Raw genomic sequence first — 14,675 nt, forward strand, 5'->3', positions numbered from 1 at the left:
GAGTTAAGGAGTCACGGTGCCCAGGCGCATGACCGCCGACGAACTGCTGGAGACCTCGCCGTTCCGCGGCGAGCTCACCGAGCGGCTGACCGCCCGCCCGCAGCGGGCGAAACTCCCCAGACTGACCCTGTTCCTGGCCGCCGGGGTGGTGCTGGTGGCCGGGATCCTCATCGGGATCCAGGCCCAGAAGACCTTCGGCGCGGCCGACGACCGGACGGCCATGATCGGCCAGCTGATGGCCGGACGAGGCGGTCAGTTCGGCGGCCAGGCCGGCGGTCAGGCCGGGGGCCAGCCGGCCCGGCAGGGCACGGTCGGTACCGTCAAGCTGGTCGACGGCGACAAGGTCTACGTCGAGGGCTCCGACGGCACCACCACTGTCGTCACCACCAGTGACGACACCGAAGTACGAATCTCCGAAGAGGGCAAGCTGTCGGACCTCAAGCCGGGCGCGTCGGTCGTCGTCCAGGGCGCGAGGGACGCCGACGGGAACGTGGCGGCCACCAGCGTGACCGAGGGCGGTGGCGTGCCGAGAATGCGAGCGAACCAATGAGTGAGGCCAGGCTCCTGATCGTCGACGACGAACCGAACATCCGGGAGCTGCTGTCGACCAGCCTCCGCTACGCCGGATTCGAGGTGATCACTGCCTCCGACGGCAGGGAGGCGGTCGAGGCCGCCGAACGGTTCCGGCCCGACCTGATGATCCTCGACGTCATGCTCCCCGACATGGACGGCATCGCCGTCGCCACCCGCCTCCGCGCAGCCGGACGGCGGGTTCCCGTCGTCTTCCTGACGGCCCGCCAGTCACACGACGACAAGCTCGCCGGCCTGGCCCTCGGCGACGACTACGTCACCAAGCCCTTCTCCCTCGACGAGGTGCTGGCCCGCATCCGCGCCGTGCTGCGCCGCGCCGGGGCCGCCGACCCCGCGCCCGTCCGGCTGCGGGTGGCCGACCTGGAGATGGACGAGGACGCCCACCAGGTCTGGCGGTCGGGCCGCCCGGTCCGGTTGTCGCCGACGGAGTTCAAGCTGCTGCACTACTTCATGGTCAACCAGGGCCGGGTGCTCTCGAAGGCGCAGATCCTCGACCACGTCTGGCGCTACGACTTCGGCGGCGACCGGAACGTGGTCGAGTCGTACGTGTCGTACCTGCGCAAGAAGATCGACACCCGGGACCCCAAACTGATCCACACCCTGCGCGGCGTCGGCTACGTGCTGCGCGCACCCCGCCGATGAGGCGGGTGCCGCTCTGGGCGCGGCTGGTGGCCGGGACCCTCCTCCTGGTCACCCTCGCGATCACGCTCACCGGCGTGTTCGCGGTCCGGCTGCTGCGCGGCTACCTGGTCGAGCGCATCGACCAGCAGCTCACCGCCGCTGGGCCGCCGCTGCGCGAGGTGACCCTGAAGCCGGCGCTGCCGCAGGTGCTCAAAGCCCGGCCGCAACGGCTGCCGGGCCTCTTCCACGTGCTCATCCTCGAAGCCGACGGCAAGGTCGCCGATCAGATCGCCACCTCGACCACGCCGGAGGAGCCCGCGCTGGCCGGCCTCGACCACACGAAGGTCGCCGCGCTCGGCGGGCGCCCCTTCACCGTCGGATCGGCCGGCCCGGCGGGCCCCGAATGGCGGGCCATGGCCGTGCCCACCAACGACGGGCGCACCCGCGTGGTGGCGGTCAGCCTGGGCGACATCGAGCACACGGTCTCCCGGCTGACCGTCATCGTGGCAGGGGTCGGCGCGGCCGTGCTGCTCGCCCTCGGCGTCGCCTGCTATTGGCTGGTACGTCGCAGCCTGCGTCCACTCGGGGAGATCGAGCACACCGCCGCCGCCATCGCCGGGGGCGACCTGTCGCAGCGGGTGCCCGAACAACCCCGCAGCACCGAGATGGGCCGGCTCGGCGGGGCGATCAACGGCATGCTGCACCAGATCGAGCTGGCCTTCCGCGACCGGGAGCAGTCGGAGACGGCCGCCCGCCGGTCGGCCGCCGAGGCACGCGGTTCGGAGGAGCGCATGCGCCGCTTCGTCGCCGACGCCTCCCACGAGCTGCGCACCCCGCTGACCTCCATCAGGGGCTTCGCCGAGCTCTACCGCCAGGAGGCCGACCCCGACACCGAGAAGCTGATGGGCCGCATCGAGGGAGAGGCGTCCCGCATGGGCGTCCTGGTCGACGACCTGCTCCTGCTGGCCCGCCTCGACCAGCAGCGCCCTCTCGAACGTGAACCGGTCGACGTGCTCAGCCTGGCCGCCGGGGAGGTCCTCGACGCCCGGCTCCTGGCTCCGGAGCGCGAGATCGATCTGGTACGTCTGGACGACTCCGACGACCCCCTGACGATCGTCGGCGACGAGGCCCGGCTGCGGCAGGTCCTCGGCAACCTGGTGGGCAACGTGCTCAAGCACACCCCCGAGGGCACCGCCTTCACCGTCGCGGTCGGCGCTACGGGGACCGACGTCGTGATCGAGGTCGCCGACGAGGGCCCGGGGTTGCGCTGCCCCGAGCGGGTCTTCGAGCGCTTCTACCGCGACGACCCTTCCCGGACCCGAGGGGCCAGGAACGGCGGCGCCGGGCTGGGCTTGTCGATCGCGGCGGCCCTGGTCGAGGCGCACGGGGGGCGGATCTGCGCGGCCAACGGGAAACGAGGCGCGGTGTTCCGGGTGGAACTGCCGGTGGGGTCCCAGGCGGGGTCGCAGGCGGGGTCGCAGGGGGAGTCGCGGGCAGGGTTGCAGGCGGGGTTGCCAGCATCCTCACAGGAGTGACTCAACGGCCTCATATTCCGGGGCCCTTCGATGGATCCCGTGCAGAAGACCGCCTTCGCCGCCCTGACCGCGGCCCTGCTCCTGACCCTGACCGCCTGCGACGGAGGAGAGACGACCGCGGCCCCCGCGCCGTCTTCGCCGGGCGGACCCGGCGACCGCACCGCCATGGCAAAGTGCCTCAAAGAGCACGGGGTCGCCCTGCCCGAGGGCGGCTTCCGGACCAGGCCGTCGGGGGCGCCTAGCGATGGTGGCCGATGGGGCAACGGGGCCTCAAGTCGGCCTTCCGGGGAGCCGAGGGCGCGGCCTTCGGGTTTTCCGTCCATGGACGGGAAGATGCGGGAGGCTTTCGAAGCCTGTGGTGGTGGCGGCCGCCGGATGGATGATTCGGCCCTCAACGCCTTCCGTACCTGCATGAAGGACAACGGCGCCGAGGTGACCGGCTTCCGGGACGTGGACCGGGACGACCCGGCGATCAAGAAGGCGCTGGAGAAGTGCCGCCCCCTGATGCCGTCCGGGTCGCCTTTGCGGTGAATTGGCGCATCCGCCACGTTGCGCACGCTTCTTTGAGGGAAGTCGGACCATATGTCCGATGGGTTGGCGACCGCGCTGAAGAGCCTGCGTGCGCAGCTCGGCCGTGACCTGTTCCCGCTCGCCATCGGGAACGTCGAGGCCGACCGGCACGCCCAGAAGGAGCTGGCCGGGCAGCTCGACGACTACCTCATCCCGCGCCTGGCCGCCATCGACGCGCCCCTGCTGGCCGTCGTCGGCGGCTCCACCGGGGCCGGCAAGTCGACCCTGGTCAACTCCCTCGTCCAGGACGACGTCACCGCCCCGGGCGTGCTGCGCCCGACCACGCTGGCCCCGACCCTGGTGGCCTCCCCGGCCGACGCGCCCTGGTTCACCTCCATGAACGTGCTGCCCGGACTGCCCCGATCGACCGGCGACGGCCAGCCCGGCACCCTCAAGATCGTCACGTCTCCGCAGGTCAAGCCGGGTCTGGCGCTGCTCGACGCACCCGACATCGACTCGGTGGTGACCGCCAACCGCGAGCTCGCCGCCCAGCTGCTGGCCGCCGCCGACCTGTGGTTGTTCGTCACCACCGCCAGCCGGTACGCCGACGAGGTCCCCTGGGGCTTCCTGCGCATCGCCAGCGAACGCAGCACCGCCATGGCCGTGATCCTCCAGCGGGTGCCCGAGGAGGCCCGCGTGCCGGTCGCAATGGACCTGCGCCGCCTGCTCCAGGAGAACGGCCTGTCGGGCACGCCCCTCTTCGAGGTGCCGGAGCTGCCGCTGCCGAGCGAACGCGCCCGGTTGCCCGAGACGGCGGTCAGGCCGATCAAGCAGTGGCTCGACGGCCTTTCCGCCGACCACGAGGCCCGCGCCGACGTCGTCCGCCGCACCCTGTCGGGCGCGCTCGACAGCCTGGCCGTGCGGGTCCCGGCGCTGGCCGAGGCGGCCGACCGGCAGTTGCTCGGCGCCAACGAACTGCGTGGCCTGGTCGAGAAGGGCTACGACGTCGGCATGGCCGACTTCGACGAGGCCATGCGCGACGGCACCCTATTGCGCGGCGAGGTGCTGAACCGCTGGCAGGACTTCGTCGGCACCGGCGACCTCATGCGCTCCCTGGAGACCCGGGTCGGCTGGTTGCGCGACAAGCTGGTGGCCGCCTTCACCGGGCGTCCCGCCCCGGACAAACGGCTCAGGGTGGCCCTGGAGAGCGGCGTCGAGTCGCTGATCAGGACCACCGCCGACGGGTCGGCCGAACGATCCGTGGACGCGTGGCTCTCCACTCCGCAGGGGCGTGACCTGCTGGAACGTACCGGAATCGAAACCGCGGGGAAACTCGGCCGGGTCTCGGCCGATCTGCCGCCGAAGGCCGCCAAGGCGGTGCGCGACTGGCAGGGCTACGTGCTCGACCTGGTCCGCGACGAGGGCGCCGACAAACGCAGCATGGCCAGGGCCGCCTCGTTCGGGGTGAACGGCCTGGGCCTGCTGATCATGCTGACGGTGTTCGCGTCCACGGGCGGCCTGACCGGCATCGAGATCGGCGTCGCGGGCGGCACCACGGTCCTGAGCCAGAAACTCCTGGAGGCGGTCTTCGGCGACCAGGCCGTCCGCCGCCTCACCGACGCCGCCCGCGCCAACCTCAGACAGCGGGTCAGGGACCTGTTCGACGACGAGGCCGGCCGCTTCTACGCCCTGCTCGCCGGCATGGAGACGACCGACACGCACGCCCTGCGGGCCGCCGCCGAGGCCGTCGAAAGCCGCAAGAGCGACATCCCGGGCGGTGCCGTGTGAAGCTCCTGCGGCGCCGTTCCCACATCTCCCTGGACGACCGCCTCAAGGCCCTCGGCGCCGCCGCCGACCTGGCCGACGGCAGGGTCGCCAGGGAACCCGTCGAGCACGCCCGCGCCGTCGTCGCGAGAGCCGGCGCCCGCGCGGGCCTCTCGGTCGACCACACAGCAGTCGCCCTGGCCGGGGCCACCGGCAGCGGCAAGTCGTCGTTGTTCAACGTGCTGGCCGGCGGCGACGTCGCCACGGTCGGGGTGACCCGCCCCACCACCTCCAAGGCCCAGGGCGCCCTCTGGTCGCCGGAAGGCTCGGGCCCGCTGCTCGACTGGCTCGACGTGCCCACCCGGCACGTCGTCCACTCCGACGACCTGCCCGGCCTGATCCTGCTCGACCTGCCCGACCACGACAGCATCGAGCTCTCCCACCGCCTGGAGGTCGACCGCCTGGTCGCCGTCGTCGACCAGCTCGTCTGGGTCATGGACCCCCAGAAGTACGCCGACGCCGCCATCCACGAGCGCTACCTGCGCCCCCTGGCCCGGCACGCCGACGTGACCCTGGTGGTGCTGAACCAGATCGACCGCCTGCCCCCGGAGGCCGTCCGCCGCTGCCTCGACGACCTACGCCGCCTGCTGGCCGAAGACGGCCTGCGCGACGTGCCGATCCTGCCCGTGTCGACGGTGACGGGAGAGGGCGTACAAGAACTGAAGGACCTGCTCGCCGAACTGGTCGGCCGCCGCCACGCGTGGTCGGCCCGGCTGGAGGCCGACACGGCCGGAGCCGCCGACCACCTGATCGCCGCCTCCGGCGGCCTGCCGAAGTCAGACCCCCGCACCCCCGACCACGACGCCCTCGACGAGGCGCTGGCCGAAGCCGCCGGGGTGCCCCTGGTGGTCAGGGCCGTCGCCAAAGCCCACCGCCACCGCGCGGTGGCGGCGATGGGCTGGCCGGTCACCCGCTGGCTGCGCCGCTTCCGCCCCGACCCCCTGCGCCGCCTGCACCTCCAGCGCCCCACGACGGGCCGCACCTCCCTGCCCCAGGCGTCGGCCATCCAGACGTCCCAGATGGACGCGGCCGTCAGAGCCGTCGGCCTGGAAGCGGCGGAAGGCGTCCCGGAACCGTGGGCCGCCGCCATCCGCCGCTCGGCCCGCGAACACCACGACGGCCTCGCCGACGCCCTCGACCAGGCCGTGGGCCGCAGCGACCTCGGCATGGAACGCCGCCCGCTGTGGTGGCGCGCCGTGAACGCCCTCCAATGGTTGCTGTTCGTGACGCTGCTGGCCGGGCTGGGCTGGCTGGTGGTTCTGTACGTGCTCGGCTTCCTGCAACTGCCGAGCCTCTACACGCCGACGGCCGGAGACGTGCCGTGGCCGACGACGCTGCTGGTGGGGGCGGCGGTCATCGGGGTGGTGGTGGCCCTGCTGACACGGGGGCTGGCCTGGATCGGCAGCCGGAGGAAGGCGCGCAGATCGGCGAAGATCCTGCGGCAGAACGTCTCCGACGTGGCCGACCGGATGGTCATCGCCCCGATCGACCACGAACAGACCCGCTATACGACCTTCGTCGAACAGGCCACGACAGCGAGCAGCTAATTCTGGCGAACTTAGCAGTTAATTAGCTGCTAATCTGAACAGAATTAGCAGCTGGCGGTCGGAGGTCCGGTGCGCATTCCCCAACCGCCCCCGCCGCTGTCGCCCATCCTGGCCTCCCTCCAGGGCGATCGTCTCGTCGAGGTGATGCGCCACGGCATGTCGATCGCCGGCGAGCGATACCTGCCCTGGGACGAGTTCCGCTGGCGTCCGGTCCCCGAAGGGCTCACCCTCGACGAATGGTGGGCGGCCACGAAGATCGCCCGCTCGGTGGTCCGGCGGCGGTTGCCGTTGCGGTTCCAGGACGACGTCCCCTTCGCCTACGCCCTGCCCGACGAGGTGCTGCGCGGCATCGAGAACGTGGCCAAGCAGACCAGCGGCCGCATCGGGGTGCCCGAACCCGTCACCCACGACGCGCCGACCCGCGACCAGTACGTCGTCAACTCGCTCATCGAAGAGGCCATCACCTCCTCCCAGCTCGAAGGCGCCTCGACGACCTACCAGGTCGCCAAACACATGCTGCGAAGCGGCCGCAACCCCCGCACCCGCGACGAACTGATGATCCTCAACAACTATCTGGCCATGCGCCGGGTGGGCGAACTGAGAGGCGAGCGCCTGACACCGGCGCTGATCGCCGAGATCCACCGCATCGTCACCGAGGGCACCCTCGACGACCCCGCCACGGCGGGCCGGGTGCAACTGCCCGGCGAAGAACGGGTCGTCGTGGTGGACGTGGAGGGCAACGTCCTGCACACCCCGCCGCCGGCGGAGCAGTTGCCGGAGCGGATGGAGGCGCTCTGCGCCTTCGCCAACGGCGAGAGCGGCACCTCCTACGTGCCGCCGGTCGTGCGCGCCATCGTGGTCCACTTCATGTTGTCCTTCGACCACCCGTTCGTCGACGGCAACGGCCGCACCGCCCGCGTGCTCTTCTACTGGTCGATGCTGAACCAGGACTACTGGCTGACCGAGTTCCTCTCGATCTCCCGCCTGATCAAGCAGAAACAGGCCCAATACGGCCGCAGCTTCCTGCACTGCGAACAGGACGAGGGCGACCTCACCTACTTCATCGCCGCCCAACTCGCCATCATCAGCCAGGCCATCACCGACCTGCACGAATACCTCGATCGCAAGGTCGGCCAGACCCGCAATCTCCAGCGGGCCGTGCCGGCGCTCGCCGGTCACCTCAACCACCGCCAGATCGCGCTCCTCCAGAACGCGATCAAGAAGTCCGACGCCCGCTACACCGTCCGGTCGCACTCACGCAGCCACAACATCACCGTGCAGACCGCACGCACCGACCTGCAGGCCCTGGAGACCCGGGGCCTGCTGAACAGGGTGCCCGAAGGCCGGGGCTTCGCCTGGTTGCCGGTCGGCGACCTGCGGAAGGTCCTCGGCCTCGGGAGCTAGGCCCGGTCGCGAGACCGGTTGAGGTCGCCCAGCGGGTCGGGCACCGCCTGGCCGCGCTCGATCGACCTCGGCAGCGAATCGGCCTCCGCCTCCGCCTTGGCCTCGGCGGCCGCCGCCTCCGCCTCGCGGACCGCCTCGGAACCGGCCGGGCGGTCGCGGTCGGGCTGTTCCCGGGTCGCCGCCGACTGCGGCAGCGCCTCGGTGAACGCCTTCGACACGCCCTGGAGCGCCGACGTCACCTCCGACGGGATCACCCAGAACGTGTTCCCGGGGCCCGACGCGAGCTGCGGCAACATCTGGAGGTACTGGTAGGCGAGCAGCTTCGGGTCGGGGTCGTTGCGGTGGACGGCCTGGAACACCTCGTCGATCGCCTGCGACTGGCCCTCGGCCTTCAGGATCTGGCTGGTGCGCTCGCCCTCGGCGCGCAGGATCGCCGACTGCTTCTCGCCCTCGGCCGTGAGGATCTGCGACTGCCGCAGGCCCTCGGCCGTCAGGATCGCCGCGCGCTTGTCGCGTTCGGCGCGCATCTGCTTCTCCATCGCCTCCTTGATGGTCTTGGGAGGGTCGATGGCCTTGATCTCCACCCGGTTGACCCGGATGCCCCACTTGCCGGTCGCCTCGTCGAGCACGCCCCGCAGCTGGCTGTTGATCGTGTCTCGGCTGGTCAGCGTCTTCTCCAGGTCCATGCCGCCGACCACGTTGCGCAGCGTCGTCACGGTCAGCTGCTCGACGCCCTGGATGAAGTTCGCTATCTCGTACGCCGCCGCGCGCGGGTCGGTCACCTGGAAGTACAGGACCGTGTCGATGTCGACGACCAGGTTGTCCTCGGTGATCACCGGCTGGGGCTTGAAGCTGACGACCTGTTCCCGCAGGTCTATCAGCGGGCGCACCCGGTCGATGTACGGGATCACGAAGTTCAGGCCGGGATCGAGGGTGCGGCTGTAACGGCCCAGGCGCTCGACGTTGGCGGCGCGCGCCTGAGGGACGATCCGCACCGTACGGAAGACGGTGACGACCGCGAACATCGCGACCAGGATCAGGATGACGAGCAGCGCGACTTCCATTGGTGTCACCAGATTCCTTCTATGGCGGGGCGGGAGCGCGGAACCACCCCTGTCTTCCGGCGGATTTGCGTAATCTTCTGGCCGTGTCCCGCTATCGGCTTACTCCGACGCCTACCCAGGAGGCGGCGTTGCTGGAGCACTGCGGGCACGCACGATATGTATGGAATCTCGCCGTCGAGCAGCATTCGTACTGGAAGCCCGGCCGGGAAAGCGCTCCCGGATTCGCCGAGCAGTGCCGGCAGCTCACTGAGGCGCGGGCCGAGAACGCCTGGTTGAGGGCGGGTTCCGTGGTCGTCCAGCAGCAGGCGCTCAAAGACTTCGCGCAGGCCATGGCGAACGTGTACAGAGGAACGCATAGGCGGCCGAAATGGCGTCGGCGAGGTCGGGACGAAGGATTTCGGATCGTCGCCGTGCAAGGCGATGACATCCGCCGGCTCTCTCGGAACGTCGGCGAAGTCAAAGTTCCCAAGGTCGGCTGGGTGCGATTCCGGGTCGAGAAGACCAGCACCGGCCTCGCTCGCCGCTTCGACGTGATCGCCGTCGAAGACCTGAAGATCGCCGGCATGACCCGGGCGGGGTCCGCGAGGAACGTCCGGCAGAAGGCCGGCCTCAACCGGGGGATCTTGGCCGCCGGCTGGGGTCGGCTGGTCGAACGGCTGGAGCACAAGGCGCCCGGCCGGGTCGTCAGGGTCAGCCCCGCGTTCACGTCGCAGACCTGTAACGCCTGCACGCACGTCGCCCGGGAGAGTCGCGAGAGCCAAGCTCTCTTCCGCTGCGTCGCCTGCGGGCACCAGGACGACGCCGATGTCAACACGGCCAGGAACATTCGAGATCTCGCCGCGGGGCACGCGGTGAACGCGCGTGGAGGCGACCGGGGCACCGGGCCGATGAAGCGCGAACCTCAACTTGTCCTCCTCTCCGCGTGAGACGACGTCAGACGAGTTGGAATCCCTTCCCTGCCGGGAGCGGAGGATGTCAATCCCGTGGATAGACGAGCGCGGTGGCGCCCTCGATCTCGAACACGTCGACGGTGGCGCCCACCGGGATGACGAGGGTCTCGTCATAGGCGCGGGCCGACCACTCCTCGCCGCCGATCTTGACCCGGCCGCCTCGGCCGGTGACCTCGTGGGTCACGTAGGCCGGTTTGCCCACCAGGGCCGAGACGCCGAACTTCTGGGCGGGGGCCTGCTTCAGGTGGCGCATCGCCAGGGGGCGCAGGCCGAGGAGGCCGCCGCCGGACGCCAGGACGAACACGAGCAGTTGCAGGCCGGGCGGCAGCCCTATGGCGGCCACGCCCGCCGTCAGCAGGGCCGCGACCGAGATGATGCCCATGGCGGCGGTGAGCGTGAAGAGCTCGGCGACTCCCAGCGCCGCCGCCAGGATCAGCCACACGATCCACGAGTCCATTGCACCGCCCTATCTATAGGGGGTTCTTAATATCAACCTACCCGTCAGGAAGCGAGAGCGCTGCCCGCCTTCCATGCGTTCCAGGCGAGTTGCCAGAATCCCCACCCGTTGGCCGGTTCGAGTGGTCTGTCCGTTCCGACGATGACCACCGGGTCGCCCCGCAGGGAGTTGTCGAAGAACCACTTGGCCTGGTCGGGGCGGGCGTTGACGCAGCCGTGGCTGACGTTCAGGCGGCCCTGGGCCCAGGTGTTGTCCTTGGCGTGGACGTACTCGCCGCTGTTGGAGATGCGGACGGCGTGGTCGATCATCAGGTCGTAGTATTCGGGGTCGCCCGGTTTGCGGCGCGGGGAGACCATGCGGACCTTCTCCTTCTTCTCCATGGTCAGGTGGACGCCGCTGGTCGTGGTGTATTCCCTGGTGGTGGCCATGCCGGCGCTGATGGCCAGCTCCTGGGCGAGCAGGCCGTCGCGGTGCACGGTCATGCGGTGGTTGGCCGTGTCGACGTAACTGGTCATGCTGCGGCCGACGACGAAGGTGGCCGTGGGGTCGGTGGTGCCGTACACGCCCGGAGCGAAGCGCAGACCCGTGAGGTGGGCGGTGAAGCGGACGCGGGTGCCGGGTTGCCAGTAGTAGCGGGGGCGCCAGACGGCCTGGGTGTCGGAGAACCAGTGCCAGCCGCCTTCGACGGGGCGGTCGGGCACGACCTCGAAGGCGCGCTCGACGACCGCGCGGTCGGGGACGGGCACCTTGAACTCGACCACGATCGGCATGCCGACGCCCACGGTCTCGCCGGGTTCCGGGTCGACCTTGGGGGGCGTGGCGGGGGTGGCGGTGAGGGTGCGGAATCGGCCGCTGACGCGGCGGTCGGTGGTGACGGCGGTGACGAGGTGGTCGGTGCCGGGGCGCAGCGACCACGAGGAGCGCCATTCCTTGCGGTCGCGGCTGTATCTGCCCGGGACGGGCAGGCCGGCCGCGGTCACGGTGACCGACCTGAGGGTGCCGCCGAGGGCCCTGATCGTCAGGCCCCGGTCGGGGACCGCCCGCTTCTCGCCCAGGGCGGGGGAGATCGCGACGCCGACGGGTGTCAGGGCGGTCACGGGGGAGCAGGCGACGAGCATGGTCAGGGCCGTGAACAGGCAGAAGAAGCGCGGCACCGCGCCAACGCTACCGAACGGTAGCGGGCAGGATACGCCCGGTTACCTCCCCGAGGGACAGCCCTGACGGGGTCGTGGCGGTGATGGTGACCGTGTCGCCGTCTTCGAGGAACGACTGGCCGCTCTTCATGGGCCGGGCGCCGTTCCAGGTGAGCTCGATGAACGACCCGGGGGCGTCCGCGCCCGAGACGGTGCCGCTGGCGTAGAGGTCGCCGGTGCGCAGCGACGCGCCGTTGACGGTCATGTGGGCGAGCATCTGGTCGGGGGTCCAGTACATGTCGCGGTAGGGCGGGGTGGAGACGACCTCGTCGTTCAGCCGCACCTCCAGGGCGAGGTCGAGGCCCCATTCGGCGTTGCGCCGCAGGTAGTCGAGCGGCGCCGGATCCTGTTCGCGGCCGCCGACGCGGGCGTGCTCGAGGGCGTCGAGCGGGGTCACCCAGGCCGAGATCGAGGTGGCGAACGACTTGCCGAGGAAGGGGCCGAGGGGGACGTACTCCCAGGCCTGGATGTCGCGGGCGCTCCAGTCGTTGACCAGCACGACCCCGAAGACGTGTTCCTCGAACGCGCCGGCCGGCTGGCACAACTGGGTGCCGGCGCCGACGACGAAGCCCACTTCGGCCTCGATGTCGAGCTTGGCCGAGGGGCCGAACGAGGGCCGCTGGCCGCAGGGGCGGCGGATCTCGGTGCCCGAGACGACGACCGTGCCGGCCCGCCCGTGGTAGCCGACGGGCAGGTGCCGCCAGTTGGGCTTCAGCGGCTCCTCGTCGGGGCGGAACATGCGGCCGAGGTTGGAGGCGTGTTCGAGGGAGGCGTAGAAGTCGACGTAGTCGGCGACGTCGACGGGGAGGTGGAGCCGTACCCGGTCGAGGGGGATGAGGTGCTCGTCGCCGCGGTCGTCGGCGAGCAGGTCCTGGACGCGGCCCCGGGTGGCCCGCCACGCGCCGCGCCCGCGGGCCATGAACGGGTTGAGGGTCGGCTCCCGGAACACGTCGTCGCCGAGCAGGGGCGCCAGGTCGACGACCTGGTCGCCCAGCCGCACCCCGACGCGGGGAGGGCCGCCGTCGACGGAGAACACGCCATAGGGGAGGTTGTCGAGCCCGAAACTCACGCGTCTTCTCCGATCAGGCCGAGTTCCCGCAGGTCCTTGAGGGGTTGGGAGGTGCTGCAGGAGCCGTAGGAGACGAAGGTCTCCCGGGTCTTGAGAGCTTCTCCGTCCGGTACGGCCACCGCCAGACGCGCCAGCCGATCCGCGTCGGCCGAGGCCAGAATCGGCAGCGGGTCACCCCCGTGGAGGGCGGCGTGGGTGGCGAGCAGCAGGTTGAGGAACCCGTGCCGCCACACGCCCAGCGTGGGGTCGTAGTGCCGGACGGCGTGGTGCAGCCCGGCGGTCGCCTTGAACGGGATGCCGTGCCGGGTGCAGAACGTGATGAACCGGGCGACCTCCTCGGGAGAGGGAAACGCCTCCCGGGTCAGCCCGCCGCACCTGATCTTGAACCCGGCCCCGGTCGAGGGGTGCGGATGCGCGACGGCGTCGAGCCCGTCGAGCTCGTCGGCGGTCACCTCGACGAACAACCGGGCGTCGCTCCGGGGCACCGGCTTGCCGAGCCGCACCTCGATGAGATCGACGTCGGGGAGGGCGACCAGCGGGTCGTCCACGATCACCCCGATCTTCGCGGGCCGGGGCGCGGTGATCTCGTGGAGGCGGCTGGCCAGGCACAGGAAGCGGTGGCTGAGCACCCGGCTGCCGGCCGCCCGGTCGCTCTCGTGGCGGGCCAGCGCCTCGGCCATCGGCAACGAGGTCGGCGGGAACAGGCCCGCGTCGTCGACGAGGGCCGCCAGCAGCGGGCTCACCGGGCCCAGGTCCAGGCGTAGTCGCCGTCTTCGCAGGCCAGCGCGCCGGGACCGAGGTCGAGCGGCCGGAACGTGTCGACCATCACGGCCAGCTCGGAGGTCTGGGTCGCCCCCGAGGCGATGACCGCCTCGACCGCGCCCGGCTGCGGCCCGTGGGTGAACCCGGCCGGGTGCAGCGACACCGACCCGACGTCGATGCCCGAACCGGCCCGCGCCGAGTAGTCGCCGCCGACGTAGAACATGAACTCGTCGGAGTCGACGTTGTGGTGGTTGTACGGGATCGGCACGGCCTCGGGGTGGAAGTCGAGCGGCCGGGGGCAGAACGAGCAGATCACGAAGCCCGGCCCCTCGAACGTCTGGTGGACGGGCGGCGGCGCGTGGGTCTTCTTCACCACGGGCTCGAAGTCGTCGATGTTGAAGACGTACGGGTAGAGGCACCCGTCCCAGCCGACCACGTCGAACGGGTGGTTGCGGTAGGTGAGCCGGGTGAGGCCGCCGCGGGTGCGGACCAGGACCGGCACGTCCTCCCCTTCGACGATCAGGGGCTCGCTCGGGGCGCGCAGGTCGCGTTCGGAGTAGGGGGCGTGCTCCAGGAACTGGCCGAACTGCGAGAGGTAGCGCTTGGGCGGCCGGATGTGGCCCGACGCCTCGATCGTGAGGGCCTCGACGGGGCCCGAGGGCACCCAGCGGTGGATGGTGCCGGTCGGGATGACGACGTAGTCGCCCGCGCCGACGTCGAGCGCGCCGTAGGCCGACTCGAACCGGGCCCGCCCCGACTTGACGTAGACGCACTCGTCGCCCATGGAGTTGCGGTAGAGCTCGCTGGGCCGGTCGGTGGCGGCGTAGCCGAGGCGTACGTCGCCGTTGCCCGCCAGCAGCCGCCGCCCGGAGACGAGGTCGCCTTCGGGGCCGAGGTCCTGCGTGCGGAAGTGGCGCGGCGACAGCGGCAGGTTGGGTTCGAGGGGGCGGTGGCCGTTCTGCACGGCCTCGGCCTTGGTGATGGCCGTGGGGGCGTAGCGGTGGTAGAGCAGCGAGGCGTCGGAGGAGAAGCCCTCCTCGCCCATCAGCTCTTCGGCGTAGAGCCCGCCGTCCGGACGGCGGAACTGGACGTGACGTTTCCGGGGAACCTCTCCCACGGTGCGATAGTGCGGCATCGTCGCCTCCCTG

Annotated in this window: 14 protein-coding genes; 8 read left to right on the forward strand and 6 right to left on the reverse strand. The window is 70.9% G+C overall.

Translation table 11 applies throughout. The features are described from left to right. Positions 1-16 precede the first annotated feature (16 nt). The 7 genes from AW274_RS31090 (at position 17) to AW274_RS31120 (ending at position 8,032) form a co-directional block, all read left to right on the forward strand. Positions 17-550, forward strand: a complete 534-nt coding sequence (locus tag AW274_RS31090) for a hypothetical protein (RefSeq protein ID WP_157520817.1) — start codon at positions 17-19, stop codon at positions 548-550. Next, entirely contained in the window at positions 547-1,233 is a 687-nt protein-coding gene (locus AW274_RS31095) for a response regulator transcription factor (protein WP_062439724.1), read from the forward strand. Before AW274_RS31090 ends, AW274_RS31095 begins: the two co-directional genes overlap by 4 nt. Beyond that, on the forward strand, positions 1,230-2,747 hold the full coding sequence (locus AW274_RS31100; protein WP_062439727.1) for a sensor histidine kinase: 1,518 nt from the start codon (positions 1,230-1,232) through the stop codon (positions 2,745-2,747). Before AW274_RS31095 ends, AW274_RS31100 begins: the two co-directional genes overlap by 4 nt. 375 nt (positions 2,748-3,122) lie before the next feature. Next, complete coding sequence (locus AW274_RS40675; protein WP_157520818.1) at positions 3,123-3,278, forward strand: hypothetical protein; 156 nt, start codon at positions 3,123-3,125, stop codon at positions 3,276-3,278. Positions 3,279-3,329: 51 nt separating this feature from the next. Further along, positions 3,330-5,045, forward strand: coding sequence for a GTPase family protein (locus AW274_RS31110; protein WP_062439736.1), 1,716 nt, complete (start codon positions 3,330-3,332; stop codon positions 5,043-5,045). Then, positions 5,042-6,628: a GTPase gene (locus AW274_RS31115; RefSeq protein WP_062439740.1), complete on the forward strand. Its 1,587-nt coding sequence runs from the start codon at positions 5,042-5,044 to the stop codon at positions 6,626-6,628. Before AW274_RS31110 ends, AW274_RS31115 begins: the two co-directional genes overlap by 4 nt. Positions 6,629-6,697: 69 nt before the next feature. Beyond that, on the forward strand, positions 6,698-8,032 hold the full coding sequence (locus AW274_RS31120; RefSeq protein WP_062439743.1) for a Fic family protein: 1,335 nt from the start codon (positions 6,698-6,700) through the stop codon (positions 8,030-8,032). On the opposite strand, the gene AW274_RS31125 is transcribed toward AW274_RS31120, so the two are convergent. Beyond that, positions 8,029-9,096 (reverse strand): SPFH domain-containing protein, encoded by a 1,068-nt coding sequence (locus AW274_RS31125; protein WP_062439746.1) that lies wholly within the window; start codon positions 9,094-9,096, stop codon positions 8,029-8,031. The two genes, AW274_RS31120 and AW274_RS31125, sit on opposite strands and share 4 nt — an antisense overlap. Before the next feature lie 83 nt (positions 9,097-9,179). On the opposite strand from AW274_RS31125, the gene AW274_RS31130 reads away from it, so the two are divergent. Then, a complete protein-coding gene (locus tag AW274_RS31130; protein WP_083975101.1) occupies positions 9,180-10,022 on the forward strand; it encodes an RNA-guided endonuclease InsQ/TnpB family protein in 843 nt (280 codons plus the stop codon). Between the two features lie 49 nt (positions 10,023-10,071). Here AW274_RS31130 and AW274_RS31135 read toward each other — a convergent pair whose 3' ends face one another. The 5 genes from AW274_RS31135 to AW274_RS31155 are packed head-to-tail and all read right to left on the reverse strand — an operon-like array spanning position 10,072 to position 14,662. After that, the gene (locus AW274_RS31135; RefSeq protein ID WP_062439751.1) at positions 10,072-10,503 is read right to left on the reverse strand and encodes an NfeD family protein; all 432 of its coding nucleotides are present in this window, start codon (positions 10,501-10,503) and stop codon (positions 10,072-10,074) included. A gap of 44 nt (positions 10,504-10,547) precedes the next feature. After that, entirely contained in the window at positions 10,548-11,657 is a 1,110-nt protein-coding gene (locus tag AW274_RS31140) for a L,D-transpeptidase (protein ID WP_062439753.1), read from the reverse strand. Positions 11,658-11,667: 10 nt separating this feature from the next. Continuing rightward, positions 11,668-12,765, reverse strand: a complete 1,098-nt coding sequence (gene fahA / locus AW274_RS31145; RefSeq protein WP_062439756.1) for a fumarylacetoacetase — start codon at positions 12,763-12,765, stop codon at positions 11,668-11,670. Next, positions 12,762-13,508 (reverse strand): hypothetical protein, encoded by a 747-nt coding sequence (locus AW274_RS31150; RefSeq protein ID WP_232320538.1) that lies wholly within the window; start codon positions 13,506-13,508, stop codon positions 12,762-12,764. Before AW274_RS31150 ends, fahA begins: the two co-directional genes overlap by 4 nt. Continuing rightward, positions 13,505-14,662, reverse strand: coding sequence for a homogentisate 1,2-dioxygenase (locus tag AW274_RS31155; RefSeq protein ID WP_062440628.1), 1,158 nt, complete (start codon positions 14,660-14,662; stop codon positions 13,505-13,507). The genes AW274_RS31150 and AW274_RS31155 overlap by 4 nt, the downstream gene beginning before the upstream one ends. Between the last annotated feature and the right edge of the window lie 13 nt (positions 14,663-14,675).

It is taken from the genome of Herbidospora daliensis, assembly GCF_001570585.1.
In the GTDB taxonomy this organism is placed as follows: Bacteria; Actinomycetota; Actinomycetes; order Streptosporangiales; family Streptosporangiaceae; genus Herbidospora; species Herbidospora daliensis.

Bases quoted from the DNA above. Each gene is read 5' to 3' on its own strand.
- AW274_RS31155 (WP_062440628.1), bottom strand. From the start codon at position 14,662: ATGCCGCACTATCGCACCGTGGGAGAGGTTCCCCGGAAACGTCACGTC.
- AW274_RS31110 (WP_062439736.1), top strand. From the start codon at position 3,330: ATGTCCGATGGGTTGGCGACCGCGCTGAAGAGCCTGCGTGCGCAGCTC.
- AW274_RS31125 (WP_062439746.1), bottom strand. From the start codon at position 9,096: ATGGAAGTCGCGCTGCTCGTCATCCTGATCCTGGTCGCGATGTTCGCG.
- AW274_RS31095 (WP_062439724.1), top strand. From the start codon at position 547: ATGAGTGAGGCCAGGCTCCTGATCGTCGACGACGAACCGAACATCCGG.
- AW274_RS31135 (WP_062439751.1), bottom strand. From the start codon at position 10,503: ATGGACTCGTGGATCGTGTGGCTGATCCTGGCGGCGGCGCTGGGAGTC.
- AW274_RS31100 (WP_062439727.1), top strand. From the start codon at position 1,230: ATGAGGCGGGTGCCGCTCTGGGCGCGGCTGGTGGCCGGGACCCTCCTC.
- AW274_RS40675 (WP_157520818.1), top strand. From the start codon at position 3,123: ATGGATGATTCGGCCCTCAACGCCTTCCGTACCTGCATGAAGGACAAC.